We start from the raw sequence: 21,832 nt of genomic DNA, 5'->3' as shown, positions 1-21,832 counted from the left end.
AGTCCAAGTGCACGGGGCGATCAGACAAAACTGCCTGATCGATAAAGGCACTGGCTTTTAACACGCTGTTGAGTTCTCAAGAAACGGACACCCACCGCGCTCCACCCACTCTCGCGGGCCTCGCTCCGGGGCAACCCTTCAATCTTACCGGGATCTTCACTCTTGTCAACCGGCTCTTTCGGGCCGATCTTCTGAGCTTGCCCGTCCACCCATGAAGACACAGACGACTAGACGTCGTCCGACGTGATCATTCGGTGGAGTCCCTCGGGCCGGCCACCTTGTCGGCGTCCTGCATCCCGTTCCGGGCTGACCACTCAAGAGTAACGCGGTCCGAAGAGTGCTTCGAACGGTTTTTCTTGGATGGTCTCCCCGGGGCCGTCCGCCTCTCGGCGTCCCGCATCCCCTCGGGGCAGGAGGAACATTAGGTACTCCCCGAGGGGTCGTCAAATCGGGGCTTCCCGGGGTCGTCCGGGCAGCGCGGTCAGTCGGTGGCGGGGGCCTTGGCGGACGGCTTCCCGCTGAAGGGGACCATGCCCGCGAGCTTGCCGCCGTCGATCGGCAGGACGGAGCCGGTGATGAAGGACGCGGCGTCCGAGCAGAGCCAGACGACGGCCTCGGCGACCTCGTCGGGCGCGCCGATGCGGCGCATCGGCATGGCCCGGGCGGCGGCGGCCCGGGCCTGCTCCCCCGCGCGTTCGAGCTGCTCGGTGTGGATCGGCCCGGGGGCCAGGGCGTTCACGCGGATTCCCGCGTCGGCGTAGTCGAGGGCGGCGGTCTGGGTGAGGCCGATCAGGCCGAACTTGCTGGAGACGTACCCGGCGAGTCCGCCGACGGCCTGGAGTCCGGCGGTCGAGGACATGTTGACGATCGCTCCGCCGCCGGACGCCAGCATCGCGGGGATCTCGTAGCGCATCGCCAGGAAGACCCCGCGCAGGTTGACGGTCAGGGCGCTGTCGAAGTCCTCGATGGCGACGTCCGCGAGCAGGGTGGGCGGGTGTCCTCCGCCGGCGGCGTTGTTGAAGGCGGCGTCGAGGTGCCCGTAGGTGTCGAGGGCCTGCTGGACGAGGTGTTCGACGGCGTCGGCGTCGGTCACGTCGGTCGGGACGGCGAGGGCGCGTCCTCCGTCGGCGGTGATCTCGTCGGCCAGCGACTTGAGGGCGTCGGCGTCGCGGGCGGCGAGGACGACGGCGGATCCGGCCCGGTGCAGTGCGCGGGCGGTCGCGGCTCCGATGCCGCGGCTCGCTCCGGTGACGATCGTGGCGCGGCCGTCCAGGGGACGGGTGGTCGAGGTGTTCACGGCTGGCCTGCTTTCCGATAGGATTCGTTAGACAGACAGTAAATCCAATTTGAAGGTCGGTCAAGGATGTCGCCTCGTCCCTACCGTTCGGACCGTCGCGCGGCCGCGGCCGACGAGACCCGTCGGCGTGTGCTCTCAGCCGCGCGTGAGCATTTGGCCGGTGAGGGTGTGACGCGTGTGTCGATGGACGCCGTCGCGAAGGCCGCGGACGTGTCGCGGCAGACGGTCTACAACGTGTTCGGGTCCAAGACGGGGCTGCTGGAGGCGCTGTTCGACTCGCTGGCGGAGCATGCCGGGCTGTCGTTGGAACCGGCTTTCACGGCGGACGACGTGGACGAGGCGCTGGCCGCGTTCTGTGCGGCGTTCTGCGGGTTCTGGGCGTCGGAGCGTCCGGTGCTGCGGAGGCTGCGTGGCATGACGGTCCTGGACGATGACCTGGACCGGCTTCTGCGCGAGCGCGATGACCGGCGCCGGGCGGGCTTGTCGGCCCTGCTCAGCCGGTTCGACGGGGAGCCGCCCGCGGAGGAGCTGCTGGATGTCGCCTGGCAGCTGACGAGCTTTGAGTCCTTCGACCTGCTTGCCGGACGTGGCGAGGGCCGTAGCACGGACGAGGTTGCTCGGGTTGTCGCGCGGGCAGTCGCGGCCGTCCGGGCGGGGGCGCGTGCGTCGTGAGGCTCGTGCGCACGCGTTAGGGGCGCGGTGTGGCAGGGGCGCGACGGCGGGGTCGTCCCAGGTGAAGTTGGGGTTCGCCCAGGACCAGAGCCAGGTCTGGCTGAGGTGGGAGAAGCTGCCCATGCTGGTGACGTCGCCGAGGACCTGGCCGCCGCCGGAAGGGGTGCGGGCGCGCAGGTCGAAGGTGCGGTCGGTGGCGCCGAGGGACTCGTTCAGCACGTCCTGACGGTGGATCACGACGGCGGACGAACTGCCGGCGAAGTTCTCGAAGGCGTCGCTGTGGCGGGAGAGCGCGCGGGGTTCTTCGATGCCCGGCATGCGTCGTGATCTTGGCCACGCGTCAGAGCCGTGTCAGTGGGACGTCAGCCGGGACCGGGCCATGGCGGTGCGGTGTCAGGCGAGGGGCCGAATGTGGAGGAAGTGGACGGCGTTCGTGGGCCGCCCATGTAGACCACAGGAGGCCAAGGATGGGGCAGGTCATTAGGGCCGCGGGGCTGCGCAAGCGGTTCGGTGAGACACAGGCGCTGGACGGCGTGGATCTGGAAGTCGAGCAGGGGACGGTCCTCGGTGTCCTCGGGCCCAACGGCGCCGGCAAGACGACGGCGGTGCGGGTGCTCGCGACGCTGCTGCGTCCGGACGAGGGGCGCGCGGAGATCTGCGGGTTCGACGTCGTCCGGGAGGCGACGCGGGTGCGGGCGCTGATCGGGCTGACCGGGCAGTACGCGTCGCTGGACGAGGAGCTGACCGGCCGGGAGAACCTGGTCATGATCGGGCGGTTGCTGGACCTGCCTCGGGCGGAGGCGCGGGCGCGCGCGGCGGGGCTGCTGGAGCGGTTCCGGCTGAGCGATGCGGCGAACCGGGCCGTCAAGACGTTCTCGGGCGGCATGCGGCGGCGCCTGGACATCGCGGCGAGCATGATCAATCGGCCTCGGGTGGTGTTCCTGGACGAGCCGACGACCGGGCTGGACCCGCGGGCGCGCGGGGAGGTGTGGGAGACCGTCCAGGAAATGGTCGCGGACGGCGCCACGGTCCTGCTGACCACGCAGTACCTGGAGGAGGCGGACGCGCTCGCGGACCGGATCGCGGTGTTCGACCACGGCCGGGTGATCGCGGACGGCACGCCGTCGCAGCTGAAGGCGCGGGCCGGGCGACAGACGCTCGCCGTCCGGGCCGCGGAGGTGTTCCGGACCGAGCAGCTCGCGGGGATCGTCGCGGAGCTGACCGGCGAGCGGCCGGAGGTGCGCGCGGACGCGGGCCTGGTGACCGTCCCGGTGACGGATCCGGGAATTCTGCGGGCGGTGGTCCGGCGGTTGGACGAGGCGGACCTCGTGGCGGCCGAGGTGGCTCTGCGGCTGCCGAGCCTGGACGAGGTGTTCCTGAGCCTGACCGGGCACGTGGCGTCCGAGCGGGCGGCGGCTGAGGGCGCCGCCGAGCAGCAGCTCGAGGGGAGCGTTCGATGACCACGGCGACGATGAGCGGCACGATGGCGGACGCGCTGCCGCCCACGCGGATCAGCGCGCGCAGGACCGTCCGGCACAGCCTGACGTTGGCGTGGCGGAACATCGCGCAGTTGAGGCACTCGCCGGAGAAGCTGCTCGACGTCACGCTGATGCCGCTGGTGTTCCTGACGCTGTTCCTGTACGTGTTCGGCGGCGCGGTGGCCGGGAACACGCATGCCTACCTGCAGCAACTGCTGCCGGGGCTGGTGGCGCAGATGGCGATGTTCTCGACGATGGGACTGGGCACGGCCCTGAACGAGGACCTGCGGAAGGGCGTGTTCGACCGGTTCCGGAGCCTGCCGATCGCGCGGTCCGCACCCCTTATCGGAACTGTCCTGGGCGACACGATCCGGTTTCTGACAGTGATGGTCGTGCTGACGGCCGCGGGCACGGCGATGGGGTTCCGGTTCGGCTCCGATCCGCTGCGGGTGCTGGCGGGGTTCGGGCTGGCCTACCTGTTCTACCTGGCCTTCTCGTGGATCTCGGTGGTGGTCGGGCTGCTCGCGCCGTCGCCGGAGACCGTCCAGGGGCTGGCGTTCATCTTCGTCATGCCGCTGACGTTCGGGAGCAGCGTGTTCGTGGCGAACACGAGCACGATGCCGGGCTGGCTCCAGGCGTGGACGAAGGTGAACCCGGTGTCGCATCTGACGGAGTCGCTGCGTGCCCTGCTGGTGGGCGGCTCGGCGGGGGACCACGTCTGGTACACGCTGGCGTGGGCGATCGGGATCGTCGTGGTGACGTTCCCGATCGCGATGGTCATGTACGCGCGGCGGGCCTGATCAGGGGATCAGGGCCAGGGCGTCTTCGCGGGTCGCGGAGCGGCCCCGCTCGTAGGCGGCGTCGAAGGCGTCCTGGCCGAGGACGGGCAGGACGGCGGCCACGACCCGGCGGCGGTCCAGGCTCTGCTCGTCGCGGAAGCCGACGACGCTGTGGGCCATGCCGAGGAGTTCGGCGGCGCGCTCGTGGTCGCCACGGGCGGCGGAGAGCCAGGCGATGCCCTCGACGACCCTGGCCAGCGGCTGGTTGACGAGCAGCGACTTCGGGTCGATGTGACGGAGCGCGCGGGCATGCCATTCGGCCGCGCGCTCGAGGTCGCCGTCCAGGGCGGCCAGGGTGCCCAGCCTGCTGTAGGTGAGCGTCCGGGGCTGCTGGAAGTCGCCTCGGGCGACGCGGGGAGTGACCAGTTCGAGGGCGCTTTCGGCGGCGGCTCGCGCGGACGCGAGGTCGCCGTCGCGCTGGTGGAGCTCGGCCCGCGTGAGGTAGCCCATCGTCGCGTCGGCGTACTCGCCGATGCGCAGTGCGGCGCGGATGCCCTCGGTGAGGTGCTGGTGGGCGCGTTCGGAGTCGCCGAGTTCGGCGTGCGCGGTCGCGAGGTGGATGAGGACGACCGCCCCCTGGTCCGGGTTGACGCCTTGGGCGGAGTACCGGCGGGCCTCCTCGCCATAGCGGATCGCCTCTTCGGGCCTTCCCCGGCTCAGCGAGATCTGCAGCAGGACGATGAGGGTGATCCCCATGCCGAGCCGGTCGCCCAGGGCACGGAAGCCTTCGTAGGACTCCTGCGCGCGCGTGTAGGCGGAGTCCAGGTCGCCGTTGTGGAGGGCGTTGAAGGTCAGGAAGGTCTCGGCGATCGCGCTGATCCACGGGTCGGCGTGGCCGACGAGCCCCCGGAAGCCTTCCGCCGTGGCCTCGAAGTCTCCGGCGAAGACCCGGGAGATCGGCCGGGCGATCACCGCCATCGGGTGCCTCGGCCGTTCCGGCAGGAGATGCAGCAGCTCGTTGATCGCCTCGGCGAACAGCTCCGGGGCGGGGCCCTCCTGCCCGGACCTCGCGATGACCCTCCCGGTGAAGGCGCAGATCGCGTACTCCTCGCTGAGGCCGTCCGGCGGCTCGTCCCCGGCGATCTCGATGATGGCGGCGGCCCACCAGCACGCCTCGCGTTCCAGGTCGCGCATCAGCCAGTACCAGACGAGCGCGGTGACCAGGCGCACGCCGGTCGGGACGTCCCTTGCGTCCAGGACGGTCTGGAACGCGGCGTTGTGGTTGTCGCGTTCGGCCGTGAGCCGTTCGACCCAGGCGAGCTGGTCGCCGCGGCGCAGCTCGGGCTCGGCGGTCTCGGCGAGTTCGAGGAAGTGGGCGGCGTGCGCGGCGCGGACGGCGGTGGTCTCGCCGGTCTCGTCCAGGCGCTCCCGCGCGTACACGCGGACGGTCTCCAGCAGCCGGTAGCGCGGCTCGGCGTCGCCGTCGGCCATGACCAGGGACTTGTCCACCAGGGACGCGACGACGTCGATGACGTCGGCGGACAGGCCCGTCCCGCAGACGCGCTCGGCGGCCTCGGGGGTCGCGCCGCCCGCGAACACCGACAGGCGGGCGAGGACGGTCCGCTCGGCGTCGTCGAGCAGGTCCCAGCTCCAGTCGACGACGGCGCGCAGCGTGCGGTGCCGGGGCAGGGCGGCGCGGCTGCCGCCGGTGAGCAGCCGGAACCGGTCACCGAGCCGGGCCGCGACCTGCGCGGGTGTGAGGGCGCGGAGCCGGGCCGCGGCGAGTTCGATCGCGAGCGGGATGCCGTCCAGGGCCCGGCAGATCTCGACGAGGTCGGCGACGTTCGCGTCGTCCACGGCGAAGCCGGGCCGGACGGCGGCGGCGCGGTCGGCGAGCAGCCGGGTCGCCGCGTGACCGAGGGCGGTCGCGGGGTCCGCGCCGGACGGCGGGAGCGCGAGCGACGGCACCGGGTAGAGGGTCTCGCCGGTGATGCCGACCGGCTCGCGGCTGGTCGCGAGGACGCGGACCTCGGGCGCGGCGGCGAGGACGCGGTCGGCGAACGCCGCGACGGCATCCAGGACGTGTTCGCAGTTGTCCAGGACGAGCAGGGCGCGGCGGGTGGCGAGCAGGTCGGCGAGCCGGTCCAGCGGGAGCGGCGCCGCGCGGCCCTCCGCCGGCCGCAGCGGGTCGGGGACGTCCAGGGCGACGAGGACGGCCTGCGCGACCGCGTCGGCGTTCCCGTCCGCCGCCATCGGCGCGAGCGGGACGAACCACACGCCGTCGGGCAGCCGGTCCACGAGGGGCGCGGCGGCCTCGGACGCCAGCCGGGTCTTGCCCGCGCCGCCGGGGCCGGTGAGGGTGACGAGCCTGGACTCGCCGAGCATCTTGCCGAGCTGCCGCACCTCCTCGTCGCGTCCGACGAAGCTGGTGAGAGCGGCCGACAGGTTCGTCTGGCCCTTCTCGTGCGCGGGCGCGACGGCAGGACCTGCGGGCTTGGACGGCCGTGGCCTTTCGGTGTCGCCGCGGAGGATGGACAGGTGGAGGGCGCCCAGTTCTGGGGCGGGGTCGACGCCGAGGTGTTCGGCCAGGTGTTCGCGCGTTTCCTCGTACACGCGCAGGGCGTCGGCCGGACGGCCCGCCGCCATCAGCGCGCGCATGAGGAGACCCCGAACGCGTTCACGCAGCGAATGCGCGGTCGCCATAGCCTCCAGTTCGGGAAGCAGTGAGACCGACTCCCCCAGCGCCAGCTCGGCCTCTGCGCGGTCTTCGAACGCACTGAGACGGAGTTCTTCTAGGCGGGCGGCTCGTGCGCGCGCGAACTCGGCGTCCGCGACGTCCGCCAGGGCTGGGCCTCGCCACATGTCCAAGGCTTGCCGGAGCTTGGCGGCCCGGTCGGACGGGCTGGACAGCGCACGCGCGGCGATGACGGCTCGTTCGAAGGCGACGGCGTCCACGGCGGACGGATCGAGGGCGAGCCGGTATCCGGCCGGGCTGTGCTCGACCAGGTCCTTGCCGGTCACCGCGCGCAGCCGCGACACCAGGGCCTGCAGGGCGTTCCCTCCAGGGGGGTCGCACTCCCACAGGTCGTCCAGGAGCCGGGCGGCGGACACCGGACGGCCCGGCTCGAGTGCCAGCCGGATGAGCAGCGCGCGCAGCCGCGGACCGCTGACCTCGACGGGACGGTCGGACTCGTCCCGCGCCTCGAGCGGCCCCAGGATGCCGATGCGCGCGCCTGCCATGCCCGCATTGTCCCCCACCCGGAAGGTCGGGATCGTCCGTGGCCGCAAAGACGTTTGAGGTGGGTGGGGCGGGTAGGGCGGGCACATGGATCTGACTTTCCTCAAGCCGCTGTACGCCGGGTCCGGTCCGTTCTCGTCCCTCTACCTGGACCTGACCCGCACCACCGAGGACGCGGCCAAGGCCGCCGAGCTGCGCTGGCGCGCGCGGCGCGGCGAGCTGGCCGCGCAGGGGGCGCCGGACGGGGACCTGCGCGCCCTGGAGGCCGTCGTCGCGGAGGACCTGCGCGACCGCCGCGCCGTGGCCGGCCTTCCGGCGACCGCCGAGGCCGCGTTCGGCGGACGCGTCGAGTCGCTGCTGCTGGACGAGGACCCGGCCGCGCCCACCCGGCTGTGGGTCGGGCCGCGCCCGCACGAGATCGCGGCGACCCCTGAGCGGCTCCGGGAGCTCGGCGTGGCCGAGCCGGCCGAGGACCGCGCCGACGCCGCCCTGATCCGCGCGGTGGCGGCGACGGACGGCGATCTCACGATCATCCCGGCGATCACGCCGCAGGCCGAGCTGGGCGTCGGGGCCGTGCTCCGCTACTGACCGAGCGTCCCCGGAGATGGACCGGCGGACGAAAACGTGAGAGGGGCCGGTGTCGCCACCGGCCCCTCTCACTTCACTGTGGAGCTATGGGGATTCGAACCCCAGACCTCCTCCATGCCATGGAGGCGCGCTACCAACTGCGCCATAGCCCCGCATCAGACCTTCTCCGGAGGTGTCTCCGCGCCGACCTGCAGGTAAAAGCTTAGTGCATCACGGAACCGGTTCGGACCATCCCGGATCGGGTCCCGTTCCGCGACGGGATCGGGTCAGCGCCAGCCGAGACGTTCGGCGACCTGGTCGGACGCGTAGCCCTCCTGGCCGCGCTCGCCGATCCAGACCAGGCCGTCCGCCTCGGCGACCGCGCCGATGGTGTGCTCCTGGGGCATGCGCGGCTGCGTGGCGAGCCGCACCTCCATGTCGGCCGGGTACCGGCGCAGCGCGTCGATCAGGTCGGCGACGGTGACCTCTCGCCGTGCTCCCCTGCGGTGTCGTCCCATGGTCGGTAAGGAAACCATCACCCTCAGAGTGTTATGTCCATTCAAAGGCAACAGTGTCCGTTTCGAAACTGATCACGAACGGACCGCGTCGGACCAGGCCGGGACGGCGCCGAAAAGGGCTGGGAAAGCGAAAGAGCGGCGGGCCAAAGCCCGCCGCTCTTTCTTGTTGTGGAGCTATGGGGATTCGAACCCCAGACCTCCTCCATGCCATGGAGGCGCGCTACCAACTGCGCCATAGCCCCGTGCGACTGCGATGGACGTTCATCCCCGCAGCGCTCCGCCAGCATATAGGACCGGCGGCGATCAGACGAATCGAATACGCGGTCAGGCGCGGTCGTCGCCCAGGACGGGCTCCGGCAGGGTGCCCGCGTTGTGCTCGGCGAGCCGCCAGCCACCGTCCCGCATCTCGGTGAGGACCGACCAGCAGCAGTTGGACAGACCGCCGAGGCGGTCCCACACGTCCTCGGGGAGGCCGAGCATGTGGGCGAGGCCGAGCCGCAGGGACGCGCCGTGCGAGGCGACGACGAGGACGCCGTCGGGCTCGAGGGCGGTGGCGTGCCGTTCCAGGGCGGCGCCGACGCGCTTGGCGACCTGCGGGCTGGTCTCGCCGCCCGGCGGCTCCCAGCGGACGCGCTCCTCCGGGTACCGCTCGCGGATCTCCCGGTCGCTGAGCCCCTCCCACTCGCCGCCGTCCCGCTCGATCAGCTCCGGGTCGAAGGCGACCGGCAGGCCGGTCAGGTCGGCGAGGCTCTGCGCGGTGTCCCGCGCGCGCACGAGGGTGGACGACACGATCGTCGTCGGCCGGAGCGCGGCGAGCAGCCGGGCCGCCCGCCGCGCCTGCTCGACGCCCGTCTCGTCCAGGGGGACGTCGGTCTTGCCCTGGAAGCGCCGCTCGACGTTCCAGGCCGTCTGCCCGTGCCGCCACAGGACGATCCGGCGGCGTCCGGGCTCGCGGCGCGCGACCGGCGCCTCCCCCTCGTTCCTCGCGGTGGAGGGGTCACTCACCAGGGACCGCCGACCGGGCGCGCTGCGCCATGTGCGCGTTGACGTCCTCGGGCAGTTCGATGGTCGGGCAGTCCTTCCACAGCCGCTCGAGGGCGTAGAAGACGCGCTCCTCCTCGTGCTGGACGTGCACGATCACGTCGGCGTAGTCGAGCAGGACCCAGCGGCCCTCGCGCTCGCCCTCGCGGCGGACGGGCTTGGCCCCGGCCTCCTCGCGCAGGCGCCGCTCCACCTCGTCCACGATCGAGCGGACCTGGCGGTCGTTGGGGGCGGAGCACAGCACGAACGCGTCGGTGATGACGAGCTGCTCGCTCACGTCGTAGGCAATGATTTCGTCGGCCAGCTTGTCGCCCGCCGCCTCGGCGGCGATCCGGACCAGCTCGGCGGCCCTGTCGGATGCGGTCACGGTGCGCTCGTGATCCTCCCTGTGGGGGTGTGTCCGGCAACAGCCTCTCACGGCGTGTGGCCGGCTCCCCCGTGTCGTCGTGTCCCCGCGAACGGGCCGGGACGGCCCGCGACGGTGTCGCCTTCCAGGGTATGGGGCGTCCGCCACCGCTTTTCCGGACGCGGTGTCCGGGACCCTGCGGCGGAGGTGATCAGACGGGGTCGGCGGGAGGAGCTTGATCAGGCGGGGGCGGGGGCGGCGCGAGGGGCTTGATCAGTCGCGGTAGAGGCCGCGCTTGTTGATGTACTGGACGATGCCGTCCGGGACGAGGTACCAGATCGGCTCCCCCGCGCGCACGCGGTCGCGGCACTCGGTGGAGGAGATCGCGAGTGCCGGGACCTCCATCAGGCTGACGCGGCCGTCCGGGAGGCCGGGATCGGTCAGCCGGTGGCCGGGGCGGGTGACGCCGACGAAGTGGGCGAGCTCGAACAGCTCCTCGGTGTCGTGCCAGTCGAGCATCTTGGCCAGCGCGTCCGCGCCGGTGATGAAGAAGAACTCGTTGTCCTCACCGTGGATGGCGTGCATGTCGCGGAGCGTGTCCACCGTGTAGGTGGGGCCGGACCGGTCGATGTCTATGCGGCTGACCGAGAACCGCGGGTTGGACGCGGTGGCGATCACCGCCATCAGGTAGCGGTCCTCGGCCGGGGTGACCTTCTGGTCGGGCTTGTGCGACGAGAGCCCGGTGGGGACGAAGATCACCTCGTCCAGCGCGAAGAAGTGCGCCACCTCGCTCGCCGCCACCAGGTGGCCGTGGTGGATCGGGTCGAACGTGCCACCCATGATCCCCAAACGCCGCTTTTGCGTCATGCCGACGAGAATAGCCAGCGGCGCGAAGCGCTCGGGCGGCGGGTCCTGGGGCGGTCGGGCGGGCGGATCGCGGGGCGGACGAGCGGCGGGTCAGTCCGATCCGGGAAGGCCCTGGTCGAAGGGGCCCGCGAGGCCGGGGAGGGGTGGGTCGCCCTCGGTCCACTGGACGACCCGGACGGCCTTGCCCACCTCGACGCGCGGGACGTCCCCGGCGGGCAGGACGGCGACGTCCGCGTGCAGGCCGAGGGCCTCGCGCAGGAGGCGGACGAGCTCGGCGGCCGGGTCGTCCGGCGACACCGCCTCGCAGGCCACGACGATGCGGACGGCGGCCTCCTCGCGGCGGTCCACGACGATCTGGTAGTGCGGGGCGACCAGGCCGGAGCCGAGCAGGACGCGTTCGATCTCGCTCGGGTACACGTTCACGCCGCGGACGACGAGCATGTCGTCCACGCGGCCCATGACCTTGCTCATGCGCACGAGGGTCCGGCCGCAGTCGCAGTCGCCGCGGGTGAGGGACGCCACGTCGCCCGTCCGGTACCGCACGAGCGGCAGGGCCTGCTTGGTCGGCGTGGTGAAGACCAGCTCGCCGGGGGCGCCGTCCGGGACGGCCTCGCCGGTCACGGGGTCGACGGCCTCGACGATGAAGTGGTCCTCGTTGACGTGCAGGCCGTTCTGCTCCAGGCACTCGGTCGCGACGCCCGGGCCGATGATCTCGGACAGGCCGTAGATGTCGAGCGCCTTCAGCGGCAGGACGGCCTGGATCGCGGTGCGCAGCTCCTCCGACCACGGTTCCGCGCCGAAGATCCCGGCCTTGAGGGACGACACGTCCGCGCCGAGCTCGGCCGCCGCCTCGCCGAGCCGCAGCGCGTACGCGGGCGTGCAGGTCAGGATGTCCGGACGCAGGTCGGCGATCATCCGCACCTGGCGGTCGGTCATGCCACCCGACATGGGGACGACGGTCGCGCCGAACTTCACCGCGCCCTGGTGGACGCCCATGCCGCCGGTGAACAGCCCGTATCCGTAGGCGTTGTGGACGATGCTGCCCGTGTCGGCCCCGGCGCAGGCCAGCGACCGCGCGCACATGGAGGCCCACAGGTCCAGGTCGGCGCGGGTGTAGGCGACGAGCGTCGGACGTCCCTGGGTGCCGGACGACCCGTGCACGGCCGCGACCTGCTCCTGCGGGACGGCGACCATGCCGAACGGGTAGGCGTCCCAGAGCTGCTGCTTCGTGGTGAAGGGCAGGCTGGGCAGGTCGTTCAGGTGGACGTCCGCGCCGCCGTCGATCCCGGCCTCGCGAAGCCGCCGCCCCTGCGGGCCGTCCGCCGCGAGGAGCCGGTCGATCATCCCCCACAGGCGGTGCCGCTGCAGCGCGGCCCGCTCGTCGACGGACATCGCCTCGGCCTTGGGGTCGAACATCCGCGCCTCCTCGTCCATGTCGTCCGTCAGGGCGTGAAGCGCGTCACACGCTCCGGGCGCCCGACTTTATTGACCGGTCGTTCGGTAAGTCCAGACCTCCACCCAGGGTTCGGATCCGTGTCGGAGGAGGGAACGGGGACCCCGGGGGCGGTGTCGGACCAGGAAGGAGGGGCCGGTGTCGGACGCGCCGTCCGGGAACCTGGGCTTCCCCGCGTTCGTCGGAATTACCATGCCGGACATGACGACCAACACACCGGACCGAGCACGCACGCGCTTCCCCGGGATCAGCTCCCGGGCCTACGAACACCCCGCTGACCGCTCGGCGCTGGTGGCGCTGCGCTCGCTCTCGGGGTTCGACGTCGTCCTGCGGAAGATGTCGGGGCTCTTCAACGAGCGGGCCATCCGGCTGACCTTCCTCGGCGGGGCCGTCCGCGCGGGCGAGGACCAGTTCCGCAACCTGCACGACATGGTCCGCGACGCCGCCTACATCCTGGACCTGCCCGAGGTCCCCGAGATCTACGTCACGCAGGACCCGCGCGCCAACGCGATGGCGATCGGCTCCGACCACCCGTTCATCGTCGTGACGACCGGGCTGCTCGACCTGCACGACGACGAGGAGCTGCGCTTCGTCATCGCGCACGAGGTCGGGCACATCCTGTCCGGGCACGCGGTGTACCAGACGATGATGATGATCCTCATGCAGCTCGGGTCGCGGCTGGCGTGGCTGCCGCTCGGCAACATCGGGATCGCGGCGATCATCATGGGGCTGCGCGAGTGGTTCCGGAAGGCCGAGCTGTCGGCCGACCGCGCCGGCCTGCTCTGCGGGCAGGACCTCGAGGCCGCCAAGCGCGTCATGATGAAGCTGGCGGGCGGCACCCGGCTGTCGGAGATGAACGCCGAGGCGTTCCTCGCGCAGGCGCGCGAGTACGACGCGGCCGGGGACGTCCGGGACGGGTTCCTGAAGTTCCTGAACCTGCTCAACCAGTCGCACCCGTACTCGGTGATCCGGTTCGCCGAGGTCGACAAGTGGGCGCGCGAGGGCGAGTACGAGAGCATCCTGGCCGGGAACTACCCGCGCCGCGACGACGACTCCAGCGCCTCGATCAGCGACGAGGTCAAGAACGCGGCCCGGGCGTACCGCGAGTCCTGGGAGGCCAGCGCCGACCCGTTCGTCGGGAAGGTCCGCGACATCGCGGACGCGGCGGCCAACGCGGCGGGCGGCCTGTTCGACCGGATCGGGCGGCGCACGAACGGCGGGGGCTCCTCCTCCGACTGACGCTCTTCCGCAGGACGGCCGTCGCGCGAGAGCGCGGCGGCCGTCTTCGCGTTCCACAGGTGCGACGTCAGGATTCGCGCGGCTTCATGCCGGTTGGGCATGACCGGCGGCATTGGACATCGGGCCGGCCCACCGATCAAGATCATGTCGGCCGTCGGAAAGGGAGCGTGGACGGATGATCGCGTTGGTCACGGGGGCGAACCGGGGCATCGGACGAGAGGTCGCCCGGCAACTCGTCGGGTCGGGGCACACCGTGGTGGTCGCGGCCCGGTCGCTGGACGCGGCGGAGCAAACGGCCACTGAGCTGGGAGAACGCGCTGTGCCCGTCCGGCTGGACGTGACGTCCGCGCAGGACGTCGAGGCCGCCGTGACCGAGGTCGACAAGCGGCTCGGCGGGTTGGACGCGCTGGTCAACAACGCGGCGATCCACTACGACACCTGGCAGCGCGCGGTGAACGCCGACCTGGACGTGGTGCGCGAGGCGGCCGAGACCAACCTGTACGGGCCGTGGCGGATGGTCCAGGCGTTCCTGCCGCTGCTGCGGCGCGGTTCGTCCGGCGGGCGGATCGTGAACGTGTCGAGCGGGATCGCGTCGCTGAACGACATGACGGGCGGCACGCCCGCGTACACCACGACCAAGGTCGGGCTGAACGCGCTGACCCGGATGCTGGCCGCCGAGCTGCGGCCGGACGGGATCCTGGTGAACGCGGTCTGCCCCGGCTGGGTCGCGACGGACATGGGCGGGCCGGGCGGGCGTCCGGTCGCGGAGGGCGCGGCGGGGATCGTCTGGGCCGCCACCCTTCCGGATGACGGCCCGACCGGCGGATTCTTCCGCGACGGCCGTCCGATCGCCTGGTGAACCGGCCTCGCCGGCCGGTCGACGGCTAGCGGACCTTGTCGAAGAAGATCCTCATGTCGGCCGCGAAGGCGTCCGGTTCCTCCATCGCCACGAAGTGGTGCGTGCCCGGGTTGCCCTCGCCCCAGTGGACGATCTCGTTGGTGCGCTCGGCGAGGCGGCGGATGCCGGGGGGACCGCTGTAGGTCCCGGAAGGGACATTCTTCTGTCCCTCCGGCCAGCTCATGTCCTTGCCCTTGCCGTAGTACGGCCAGGCGGCCGTCCCGAACGACCGCGTGAACCAGTACAGGCTGACGTTCGCCAGGAACAGGTCGCGGTCGACGGCGTCGAAGGCGCCGGTGGCGAAGTCGTTGAACTTGTGGGTCATCCAGGCGAGCGCGGTGGTCGGCGAGTCGTTCCAGCCGTAGGCGAAGGTCTGGGGCGCGAGGCGGTTGACGTGGTGGTGGTCGAGGACCTCGGCCCCCATCCACTGCTGCATGAGGTCGTACTGGGCCTTCTCCTCGGGCAGCATGTCCGGGACGTCCTGCTCGGTGGGGAAGCCGAGGCCGCTGACGATGTACACGCCGACGACGGCGTCCGGCGCCGCCTTGGCCATCTCGGGGGCGACGTACGCCCCGAAGTCGCCGCCTTCGACGCCGTACCGGTCGCAGCCGAGGCGGCTCATCAGCTCGGCCCACATCCGCGCGACGCGCGCCGCGCCCCAGCCGGTCGTCTCGCGCGGCGCGGCGGAGAAGCCGAAGCCCGGCAGGCTCGGGACGACGACGTGGAAGTCGCGCTCGGTCAGCGGGCGGATCAGTTCCGCGAACTCGACGAACGAGTTGGGCCAGCCGTGCGCGAGGAGGACGGGCAGCGCGTCCGGGTCGTCCGACCGGACGTGCAGGAAGTGCACGTCGTATCCGTCGATCTCCGTCATGAACTGCGGGAACTCGTTGAACCGCGCCTCCTGCGCGCGCCAGTCGAAGCCGGTGCGCCAGTACTCGGCGAGCTCCTTCATGAATGCGACCGGCACTCCCCTGTCCCAGCCGTCGCCGGGCAGTTGCGCGCCCCACCGCGTGCGCGCGAGGCGGTCGTTCAGGTCGTCGATGTCGGCCTGCGGAATGTCGATGCGGAACGGACGGATCTCGTTGCTCATGGGAACGACGTTACGAACCGAGTAGGTCAGGATCGTTCCTACACGGCCTTCCTTTCGTCGTAGGTCCGGCGCGCGTCCGCGATCTCGGGGCCGACTCTGCGCGCCCAGGCCGAGAGGGCCTCCAGGGACTCACGGATGTCCTCGATGAGCGGGGTCGTCGCGTACTCGACGCGCGGCGGCGCGTCCGGGTGGACGGTCCGGGTGACCAGGCCGTTCCGTTCGAGGTTGCGGAGGCTGAGCGTCAGCATCCGGCGGCTGACGCCTTCGATGGCCCGTTCGAGCTGCGTGAAGCGGCGCGGGCCGTCGCCGAGTTCCACCAGGATCTGCGCGCTCCACTTGTCGCCGATCAGCGCGAGGACCTCGCGCAGCGGGCACGCCTCCCCGGCCGCTCCCGGGGCCTCCGCCACCTGGTCTGTTATCGCGGTGTTCCGTTGGGACAAGAAAGTGCCTCCTTTTGGAACGTCCGATTCTGCTTCAGGATGAAGCCCGTTACAGGTCGTAACGTTGCAGGACAAAGCAGGGGGAGACAGGTATGCCGTTCGCGCGGGGGAAGGTCGCCTACGAGGTCTCGGGGGACGGGTCGCCGGTGCTTCTGCACCCGGGGATGTTCCAGATCGGGGCGCATTGGAAGCTCGCCGGCTACACGGCCGCGCTGGCCGCCCGCCACACCGTGATCACCATGGATCCGCTGGGGCTGGGCGACAGTGAGGCGTTGCTTGAACCGTCCGACTACGGGATGGAGCGGCGGGCTGCATCGGTCGTGGCCGTCCTGGACGACCTGGGCGTGGAGCGGGTCGCGTTCTGGGGGTACTCGATGGGCGCGCTCACCGGATACGCGGTCGCGGCGCACGCGCCGGAGCGGCTTTCGCGGCTGGTCGCGGGGGCGTTCGATCCGATCAGCGGGTTCCGGTCGGCCATCGCGCCGACGCTGACCGCGCTCGGGCTGCCCGCCGACACCGACCCGTACGGGCTGGTCAAGGAGGGTGCGGCGAGGGAGGCGGCGCAGGCTGATGTGATCGCGTCGGCGAACGCGGGCGCGCTGCGGGCGAACTACGAGGCGTTCGCTCGCGAGCCGGGCGCGGGTCCGGCGCTGGCCGCGTCCGGGGTTCGGACACTGATGTACGCGGGCACCGCCGATCCCTGGCACGGACCGATGCGGCGCTACGCCGAGGAGAACGGCGCGGGGTTCTTCTCCGTCGCGGACGCCGACCACCTGGGCGGGTGGCAGCGGACGGCGGAGGTGCTCGCCCAGGTCGAGCCTTTCCTGGACGAGTAGTATCCGCCCGATATGACCGAGACCTCGTCGCGTCTGCTCCGACTGCTGTCGCACCTCCAGACGCCGCGGCGATGGTCGGCGACCGAGCTGGCCGGACGGCTGGACGTCACGACACGGACCGTCCGGCGGGACGTCGAGCGGCTGCGCGACCTCGGCTACCCGGTCGAGACCACGATGGGCCCGGACGGCGGATACCGGCTGGTCGCGGGCGCCGCGATGCCGCCGCTGCTGCTGGACGACGACGAGGCGATCGCCGTCGCGGTGAGCCTGCGGACGGTCGGCGGGCAGCCCGTCGAGGGCATCGGGCCCGCGGCCGTCCGGGCGCTGGCGAAGCTGGAACAGGTGCTGCCGTCCCGGCTGCGGCATCGGGTGTCGGCGCTCGGCGACGTGGTCGACGCGCCGGTCCCCGAGCCGGACGCGCCGAGCGTCGACCCGGGCGTCCTCGCGGTGATCGCGGGGGCGGCGGCGGCCGGGGAACGGCTGCGTTTCCTGTTCCGGGACGAGCGGCGCGTGGTGGAGCCGCACCGGCTCGTCCCGGTGCGGCGGCGCTGGTATCTGGTGGCCTACGACGACGGCCGGGACGACTGGCGGGTGTTCCGCGTCGACCGCATCTCCGAACCCGCCCGGACCGGGCAGCGCTGTGCGGAACGGGACGTCCCGGGCGGGGACGCGGCCTCGTTCGTCCAGGACAAGCTGTACTCGATCGTCCCGACCCACGAAGTGGACGCGACGCTGCACATGCCCGCGGCGGACGCGGTCCGGGCGCTGCGCGTCGACCCGGACGAGGTCACGCCGGTCGACGCGTCCAGCTGCCGGTTGCGCGGCCGGGCCGACACCGTCCCGTGGCTCGCGAACCGGCTGCTGATGCTCGGCTGCCGGTTCGAGGTGCACTCGCCGCCCGAGCTGGTCGACCACCTGCGTGAGCTGGCCGTCCGCGCGGCCGAGGCGGCCGCCGTGACCGAAGCCGGTCCCTGATCGCTACGAGCGCCAGACGGTCACCGCCCAGGGGCTGCTGCGGCAACTCGTCCAGAGGCCGGGCTTCCTGGGGACCTGGGGTTCACCGGCTCCTGAGCGGTTCGCCTCAGCGGGCGAGGCGGAAGCCGACGTCGTCGACGCGATAGGTGGGGTGGCTGCGGCGGCGCGCTGAGGCTCGGCAGCTCCAGTGCTCGTCGAACCATCCACCGCCCCGTAGGACGCGGTAGGTGCCGTACACCTCGGGGTCGTAGAAGTCCCAGCACCAGTTCCAGACGTTGCCGAGCATGTCGTACAGGCCCCAGGGGTTGGGCCGTTTGGCGCCGACCTCGTGGGGGCGTTCGCCGGAGTTCTCGCGATACCAGGCGATCTCGTCCAGCGGGGCGTAGTGGGGACCACTCGTGCCCGCGTGGCAGGCGTACTCCCATTCGGCCTCGGTGGGGAGCCGGTATCCGTCGGCGGACCGGTCCCATTCGGCCTCGTCGCCGTGGACGCGGTAGGCGGGCGCGAGGCCCTCCTGCTCGGACAGGGTGTTGCAGAAGTGGACCGCGTCCCACCAGGAGACGTTCTCGACGGGCAGCAGGTCCCCGGACGCCGCGGACGGACGGCCGCCCGTGACCCGGGCGTACAGCTCCTGGGTCACGGGCAGCGCGGCGATCTGGAAGGCGCCCAGCTCGACCGGCCAGCTGCGTCGCGTCCGCCGGTCGGACAGGGTCACCGTGCCCGCCGGGATGTCGATCATCACGTCGTGATCGTAGGCCCGGCGGGCGTGCGAACCGTCCCCTCCCTTACTTCATCGGGCCGCGCGGCAGGACGGGTGTGACCGTCCTGCACTCGGCGCGGCAGTTCGGTTGCAGGGCCGAGGCGGCCCTGTTGCGGATGCGCGTTCCGCCTCTGGTGCTTCGCTTGACGGTCACGCTGAACGTGATGGTCGCCCGTTGCCCGCTGCGCAGCGGGCCGCTCCAGTGCAGGATGCCGTCGCGGAAGCTCACCGACCCGCTGCTGGCTCTCGCGTCCTGGTCGTACCGCGCGTACTGCAGGAGTCTTCGCAGGTTGTCGGTGAAGTACGCGGAGTGCGGCCCGATGAAGTCGCCGCGTCCGACGTTGCGCGCGGTGATCGTGTAGCGGATGCGCTGCCCGGGCCGGACGCTGAACGGCTCGGCCTCCTTCGACAGGGCCAGCTGCGGGCGGTGCCCCGGCGGAGGCGGCGGGGGCGGAGGCGGCGGCGGAGGTGGCGGCGGAGGCACCGGCGGGCGTTCCGACTCCACGACCAGGTTCCGGATCAGGTGGACGTCGGTCCACAGTCCGGTGGACGCGCCGAACCCGAACCGGTAGCTGTCCGGCACCGGTGTGGGCGCGTCGAAGTCGAGCACCCGTTGGAAGCCGGCGCCGTCGTTGAAGTCGATGTCGACCGACATCTTCGGGTCGGGCGCCGGCGTGATCTCGATCCGGACGGTCCGCTTGCTCGGCTCGAGAAGGGCCTCGGCCTCCTGGGGCGTGACGCCCGGGGGCAGGGACATGATCGGTCCCTGCAACTGCCCGGGCAGGGTGGACGGCCACGGCGGCGTGGTGCTCTTGTTCGACGTCGTGGCGTCCAGCCAGCAGTAGCCCGATGTTCCGTTGCCCGGCCCGCGCACCGTCACCATGTTCTGGCCCGGGGCCGGAACACGGATGGTGGTGCCCGCGGGCGAGCGCGTGGGGCAGCCGTTGCCGCGGTGCTCCCAGTCGCCGAAGTAGTTGCCCAGGACGTCCAGGCCGACGCCCACGTACCCGTGCCCGACACCGGGCAGGAACGGCAGGCTCGGGTTGTCGTCCGGCCACTTCTGCGCGTAGCCGAGGCTGCCGCCGAACGGACCCGGGTTGGCCAGATCGTGCGTCCCGTCGGTGAGGAAGAACGAGATGCCGTCGGCGGGGATCCCCGTGGTCGTGGCGTACTGCCACTGCTCGAAGGTGACCCGCAGGCCGTCCTTGGACGGGATCGGCGTGTCGAACAGCACCGACCCCTCACGGTCGTTCCCGGCGTCGGTCAGCTGCAGGTACCCGTGCGGCGCGGCGCTCCCGGGCGGCACGCCCGGCCCGAGGTAGTCGGAGCAGCCGGCGAGCGGGTGGTGGATCCCCGACGGCGGCGAGGTCCGGGGCGCACCGGTCAGGCAGGAGGCCTCGAACCCGTGGAACCGGGGATCGGCGGTCGCGCCCTTGAAGGTCTCCCGGACGTATTCCTCGAGCGCCCTCGGCGACGCGGCCCTCTTGGTGTGCGGCCTGGGCGGTGGCTTGCCCGGCGCGGCGACGGCGGCCGCGGGAAGCGCTGAGACCACGGTCGCGACGGCCACCCCGACCGCCGCTCCGCGGGCGCCCCGCATATGCCGCATGAATCTCGACAATGTCATGTTCTCTCCATTCCTCTGGAGAGTCACCTCCGACTCAAAGCAAGGCGATCACTTGGCACGCACCATCCGCACCCAGGCCGACATTCCCCTTTCCGAAGTACTCGACTTTCCGCCATGATTCCGACTTCTGCGACGCCTCAGGGGCACGCCCTGCAGCCGGACGCCGCTCCGCGCACGCGGCGAGAATGCCGATTTCGTCCGTCCTTTCGGTGGGACGGAAAGGACGGCCGGAAGTGCGGCGGGTGGGGCCGGCAATCGTGGTGGGAGGCCCACGGGGTCCGGGATGATGACGGGCATGAGCAGCATCAGGCAGGTGAGCAGCCGGGTCGTGTACGAGAACCCCTGGATCCTTCTCCGCGAGGACGAGGTCGAGCGGGCGGACGGGTCGCGGGGGATCTACGGGGTCATCGACCGGCCGGACTTCGCCCTGGTCATCCCCATGCAGGACGACGGGTTCGTGATGGTCGAGGAGTTCCGGTACCCGGTCGGGAAGCGGTGCTGGAACTTCCCGCAGGGGTCGTTCCCGAACCGGGCCGACGGGGATCCGGAGGAGCTGGCGCGGGCCGAGCTCGTCCAGGAGACGGGGCTGCGGGCCGGGAGACTGCGGCACCTCGGGTTCCTGCACGCGTCGTTCGGGTCGTCCACCAACGGGTTCAACGTGTTCGCGGCGACCGAGCTGGAGCAGGGGCCGCACGAGCGCGAGCCCGAGGAGCAGGACATGCGGCAGGGGTTCTTCTCCCGCGCCCAGTTCCAGGACATGGTGCTGCGCGGCGAGATCACCGACGACGCGAGCGTGGCGGCCTACGCGCTGCTGATGATGCGCGGGCTCTGAACACGCCGACGGCCGGACGCGCGTGATGGCGTCCGGCCGTCCGGTTCCCGGGTCAGAACAGGCGGGCGAGGTAGCCGTTGTTGACCAGCCACAGGACGTTCAGCCGGGTCGGGGCGCCGGAGACGAGGGCGCCGTCCAGCATGTACTGGACACCGTGGCCGGGCTGGGCGAACGCCGGGGCGATCGGGCCCGCCTCGACCTTGAAGGCGCGCAGGACGCGGTAGGCGCGCCAGTTGCAGCTCGCCGGGTCCTGCGTGTTGTCCAGGCTCTGCGGCGGGATGGAGCGCAACGCGTAGCGGGTGCCGTAGGGCGCGAGGAAGCCGCCGTACTCACTGCCGAAGCGGTCGACGCGCAGGTTCACGCGGAGGCGGCGGACGTGCTTGACCGGCTTGCCGTTCCGGCCGAGGAGGAAGCCGTCGGCGGGCGGGTAGCGCCAGCCGTTCGCCGACGAGTCCCAGTACTTCTTCATGAAGGCCGACTCGCTCAGCGCTCCGAAGCGCCGGTAGCCGTGCAGTTCGCGTCCGACCACGCCGCGGTCGGGCAGGACGGCCGGGCCGAGACGCGCGTCGTCGCCGTAGTCGGCGGCCGAGCACCCGCGGACGGGCCCGGGAGGCTGGAGTGGGACGGACGACTCCGCGAACGACTCAGCGGGCGCGGACGGCGGGTCGGGCTCGGCGGCGGACGCCGGGGACGCGGCGACCGGTCCGGCGAGCAGGGTGAAGGCCGCGAGCAGCCAGGCAAGTCGATGTCGCAGGTGGCGCAGATGAGGCATGGTCCGCCTTCCGTGACGGGTGGGACTGATGACCACGCCAAGGATGGGAGCGAACACGCTCGGTGACAAGAACCCCGGGCGGCCACATTCGGCTACCCGGGGTTCGCGTT

The 21,832-nt window shown here is 71.8% G+C and carries 21 protein-coding genes, 2 tRNA genes and 1 pseudogene; 9 read left to right on the top strand and 15 right to left on the bottom strand.

Features of this window, described 5'->3' with window-relative positions; genetic code table 11:
* Window positions 1–481 precede the first annotated feature (481 nt).
* Entirely contained in the window at window positions 482–1,297 is an 816-nt protein-coding gene (locus tag AB0L06_RS29425; protein WP_500234355.1) for an SDR family NAD(P)-dependent oxidoreductase, read from the bottom strand.
* Between the two features lie 66 nt (window positions 1,298–1,363).
* Between AB0L06_RS29425 and AB0L06_RS29420 the strand changes: the two genes are divergently transcribed.
* A complete protein-coding gene (locus AB0L06_RS29420; RefSeq protein ID WP_500234354.1) occupies window positions 1,364–1,969 on the top strand; it encodes a TetR/AcrR family transcriptional regulator in 606 nt (201 codons plus the stop codon).
* A gap of 111 nt (window positions 1,970–2,080) precedes the next feature.
* On the opposite strand, the pseudogene AB0L06_RS29415 reads toward AB0L06_RS29420, so the two are convergent.
* Window positions 2,081–2,287, bottom strand: a pseudogene (locus AB0L06_RS29415) (hypothetical protein); the annotation flags it as partial.
* Window positions 2,288–2,436: 149 nt separating this feature from the next.
* Here AB0L06_RS29415 and AB0L06_RS29410 point away from each other — a divergent pair.
* Together AB0L06_RS29410 and AB0L06_RS29405 are read left to right on the top strand one after the other, a co-directional pair.
* Window positions 2,437–3,429 carry an ATP-binding cassette domain-containing protein gene (locus AB0L06_RS29410; protein ID WP_500234353.1) on the top strand — a complete coding sequence of 331 codons (993 nt, stop codon included), beginning with the start codon at window positions 2,437–2,439 and terminating at the stop codon, window positions 3,427–3,429.
* The gene (locus AB0L06_RS29405; protein ID WP_500234352.1) at window positions 3,426–4,247 is read left to right on the top strand and encodes an ABC transporter permease; all 822 of its coding nucleotides are present in this window, start codon (window positions 3,426–3,428) and stop codon (window positions 4,245–4,247) included. Before AB0L06_RS29410 ends, AB0L06_RS29405 begins: the two co-directional genes overlap by 4 nt.
* Here the strand turns inward: AB0L06_RS29405 and AB0L06_RS29400 are convergent, their stop codons facing one another.
* Window positions 4,248–7,466, bottom strand: a complete 3,219-nt coding sequence (locus tag AB0L06_RS29400; RefSeq protein WP_500234351.1) for an ATP-binding protein — start codon at window positions 7,464–7,466, stop codon at window positions 4,248–4,250. It lies immediately after the preceding gene.
* An 85-nt stretch (window positions 7,467–7,551) separates the two neighbouring features.
* Here AB0L06_RS29400 and AB0L06_RS29395 point away from each other — a divergent pair, with 85 nt between their 5' ends.
* Window positions 7,552–8,052 (top strand): hypothetical protein, encoded by a 501-nt coding sequence (locus AB0L06_RS29395; protein ID WP_500234350.1) that lies wholly within the window; start codon window positions 7,552–7,554, stop codon window positions 8,050–8,052.
* A gap of 79 nt (window positions 8,053–8,131) precedes the next feature.
* On the opposite strand, the gene AB0L06_RS29390 is transcribed toward AB0L06_RS29395, so the two are convergent.
* From AB0L06_RS29390 to AB0L06_RS29360, 7 genes are all read right to left on the bottom strand, one after another.
* Window positions 8,132–8,204: transfer RNA gene (locus AB0L06_RS29390), tRNA-Ala, on the bottom strand.
* Between the two features lie 114 nt (window positions 8,205–8,318).
* Window positions 8,319–8,549, bottom strand: coding sequence for a hypothetical protein (locus tag AB0L06_RS29385; RefSeq protein ID WP_500234349.1), 231 nt, complete (start codon window positions 8,547–8,549; stop codon window positions 8,319–8,321).
* A 169-nt stretch (window positions 8,550–8,718) separates the two neighbouring features.
* A tRNA-Ala gene (locus AB0L06_RS29380) sits at window positions 8,719–8,791 on the bottom strand.
* 82 nt (window positions 8,792–8,873) lie between these two features.
* Window positions 8,874–9,554 (bottom strand): histidine phosphatase family protein, encoded by a 681-nt coding sequence (locus AB0L06_RS29375; protein WP_500234348.1) that lies wholly within the window; start codon window positions 9,552–9,554, stop codon window positions 8,874–8,876.
* Window positions 9,547–9,957, bottom strand: a complete 411-nt coding sequence (rsfS, locus tag AB0L06_RS29370; RefSeq protein WP_500234347.1) for a ribosome silencing factor — start codon at window positions 9,955–9,957, stop codon at window positions 9,547–9,549. Before rsfS ends, AB0L06_RS29375 begins: the two co-directional genes overlap by 8 nt.
* A 252-nt stretch (window positions 9,958–10,209) precedes the next feature.
* Window positions 10,210–10,803: a nicotinate-nucleotide adenylyltransferase gene (gene nadD / locus AB0L06_RS29365; protein ID WP_500234346.1), complete on the bottom strand. Its 594-nt coding sequence runs from the start codon at window positions 10,801–10,803 to the stop codon at window positions 10,210–10,212.
* 90 nt (window positions 10,804–10,893) lie between these two features.
* A complete protein-coding gene (locus tag AB0L06_RS29360) occupies window positions 10,894–12,219 on the bottom strand; it encodes a phenylacetate--CoA ligase family protein (protein WP_500234345.1) in 1,326 nt (441 codons plus the stop codon).
* Window positions 12,220–12,457: 238 nt separating this feature from the next.
* On the opposite strand from AB0L06_RS29360, the gene AB0L06_RS29355 reads away from it, so the two are divergent.
* Window positions 12,458–13,495 carry a M48 family metallopeptidase gene (locus AB0L06_RS29355; protein ID WP_500234344.1) on the top strand — a complete coding sequence of 346 codons (1,038 nt, stop codon included), beginning with the start codon at window positions 12,458–12,460 and terminating at the stop codon, window positions 13,493–13,495.
* Window positions 13,496–13,670: 175 nt separating this feature from the next.
* Window positions 13,671–14,354, top strand: coding sequence for an SDR family oxidoreductase (locus AB0L06_RS29350; RefSeq protein WP_500234343.1), 684 nt, complete (start codon window positions 13,671–13,673; stop codon window positions 14,352–14,354).
* 25 nt (window positions 14,355–14,379) lie between these two features.
* Here the strand turns inward: AB0L06_RS29350 and AB0L06_RS29345 are convergent, their stop codons facing one another.
* Together AB0L06_RS29345 and AB0L06_RS29340 are read right to left on the bottom strand one after the other, a co-directional pair.
* Entirely contained in the window at window positions 14,380–15,483 is a 1,104-nt protein-coding gene (locus AB0L06_RS29345; protein ID WP_500234342.1) for an epoxide hydrolase family protein, read from the bottom strand.
* A 38-nt stretch (window positions 15,484–15,521) separates the two neighbouring features.
* On the bottom strand, window positions 15,522–15,923 hold the full coding sequence (locus AB0L06_RS29340; RefSeq protein WP_500234341.1) for a winged helix-turn-helix transcriptional regulator: 402 nt from the start codon (window positions 15,921–15,923) through the stop codon (window positions 15,522–15,524).
* A 92-nt stretch (window positions 15,924–16,015) separates the two neighbouring features.
* Between AB0L06_RS29340 and AB0L06_RS29335 the strand changes: the two genes are divergently transcribed.
* Window positions 16,016–16,759 (top strand): alpha/beta fold hydrolase, encoded by a 744-nt coding sequence (locus AB0L06_RS29335; RefSeq protein WP_500234340.1) that lies wholly within the window; start codon window positions 16,016–16,018, stop codon window positions 16,757–16,759.
* Window positions 16,760–16,771: 12 nt separating this feature from the next.
* Window positions 16,772–17,734, top strand: coding sequence for a helix-turn-helix transcriptional regulator (locus AB0L06_RS29330; protein ID WP_500234339.1), 963 nt, complete (start codon window positions 16,772–16,774; stop codon window positions 17,732–17,734).
* A 106-nt stretch (window positions 17,735–17,840) separates the two neighbouring features.
* Here the strand turns inward: AB0L06_RS29330 and AB0L06_RS29325 are convergent, their stop codons facing one another.
* Window positions 17,841–18,473: a formylglycine-generating enzyme family protein gene (locus AB0L06_RS29325; RefSeq protein ID WP_500234363.1), complete on the bottom strand. Its 633-nt coding sequence runs from the start codon at window positions 18,471–18,473 to the stop codon at window positions 17,841–17,843.
* A 46-nt stretch (window positions 18,474–18,519) separates the two neighbouring features.
* Window positions 18,520–20,118, bottom strand: coding sequence for a DUF7927 domain-containing protein (locus AB0L06_RS29320; RefSeq protein ID WP_500234338.1), 1,599 nt, complete (start codon window positions 20,116–20,118; stop codon window positions 18,520–18,522).
* Between the two features lie 295 nt (window positions 20,119–20,413).
* Here AB0L06_RS29320 and AB0L06_RS29315 point away from each other — a divergent pair, with 295 nt between their 5' ends.
* Window positions 20,414–20,950 carry an NUDIX domain-containing protein gene (locus tag AB0L06_RS29315; protein ID WP_500234337.1) on the top strand — a complete coding sequence of 179 codons (537 nt, stop codon included), beginning with the start codon at window positions 20,414–20,416 and terminating at the stop codon, window positions 20,948–20,950.
* A gap of 52 nt (window positions 20,951–21,002) precedes the next feature.
* Here AB0L06_RS29315 and AB0L06_RS29310 read toward each other — a convergent pair whose 3' ends face one another.
* The gene (locus AB0L06_RS29310) at window positions 21,003–21,722 is read right to left on the bottom strand and encodes a TNT domain-containing protein (protein WP_500234336.1); all 720 of its coding nucleotides are present in this window, start codon (window positions 21,720–21,722) and stop codon (window positions 21,003–21,005) included.
* Between the last annotated feature and the right edge of the window lie 110 nt (window positions 21,723–21,832).

This window comes from Spirillospora sp. NPDC052269, assembly GCF_040679435.1.
Lineage (GTDB): Bacteria > Actinomycetota > Actinomycetes > Streptosporangiales > Streptosporangiaceae > Spirillospora.
This window is presented reverse-complemented; position numbering and strand designations above follow the sequence as displayed.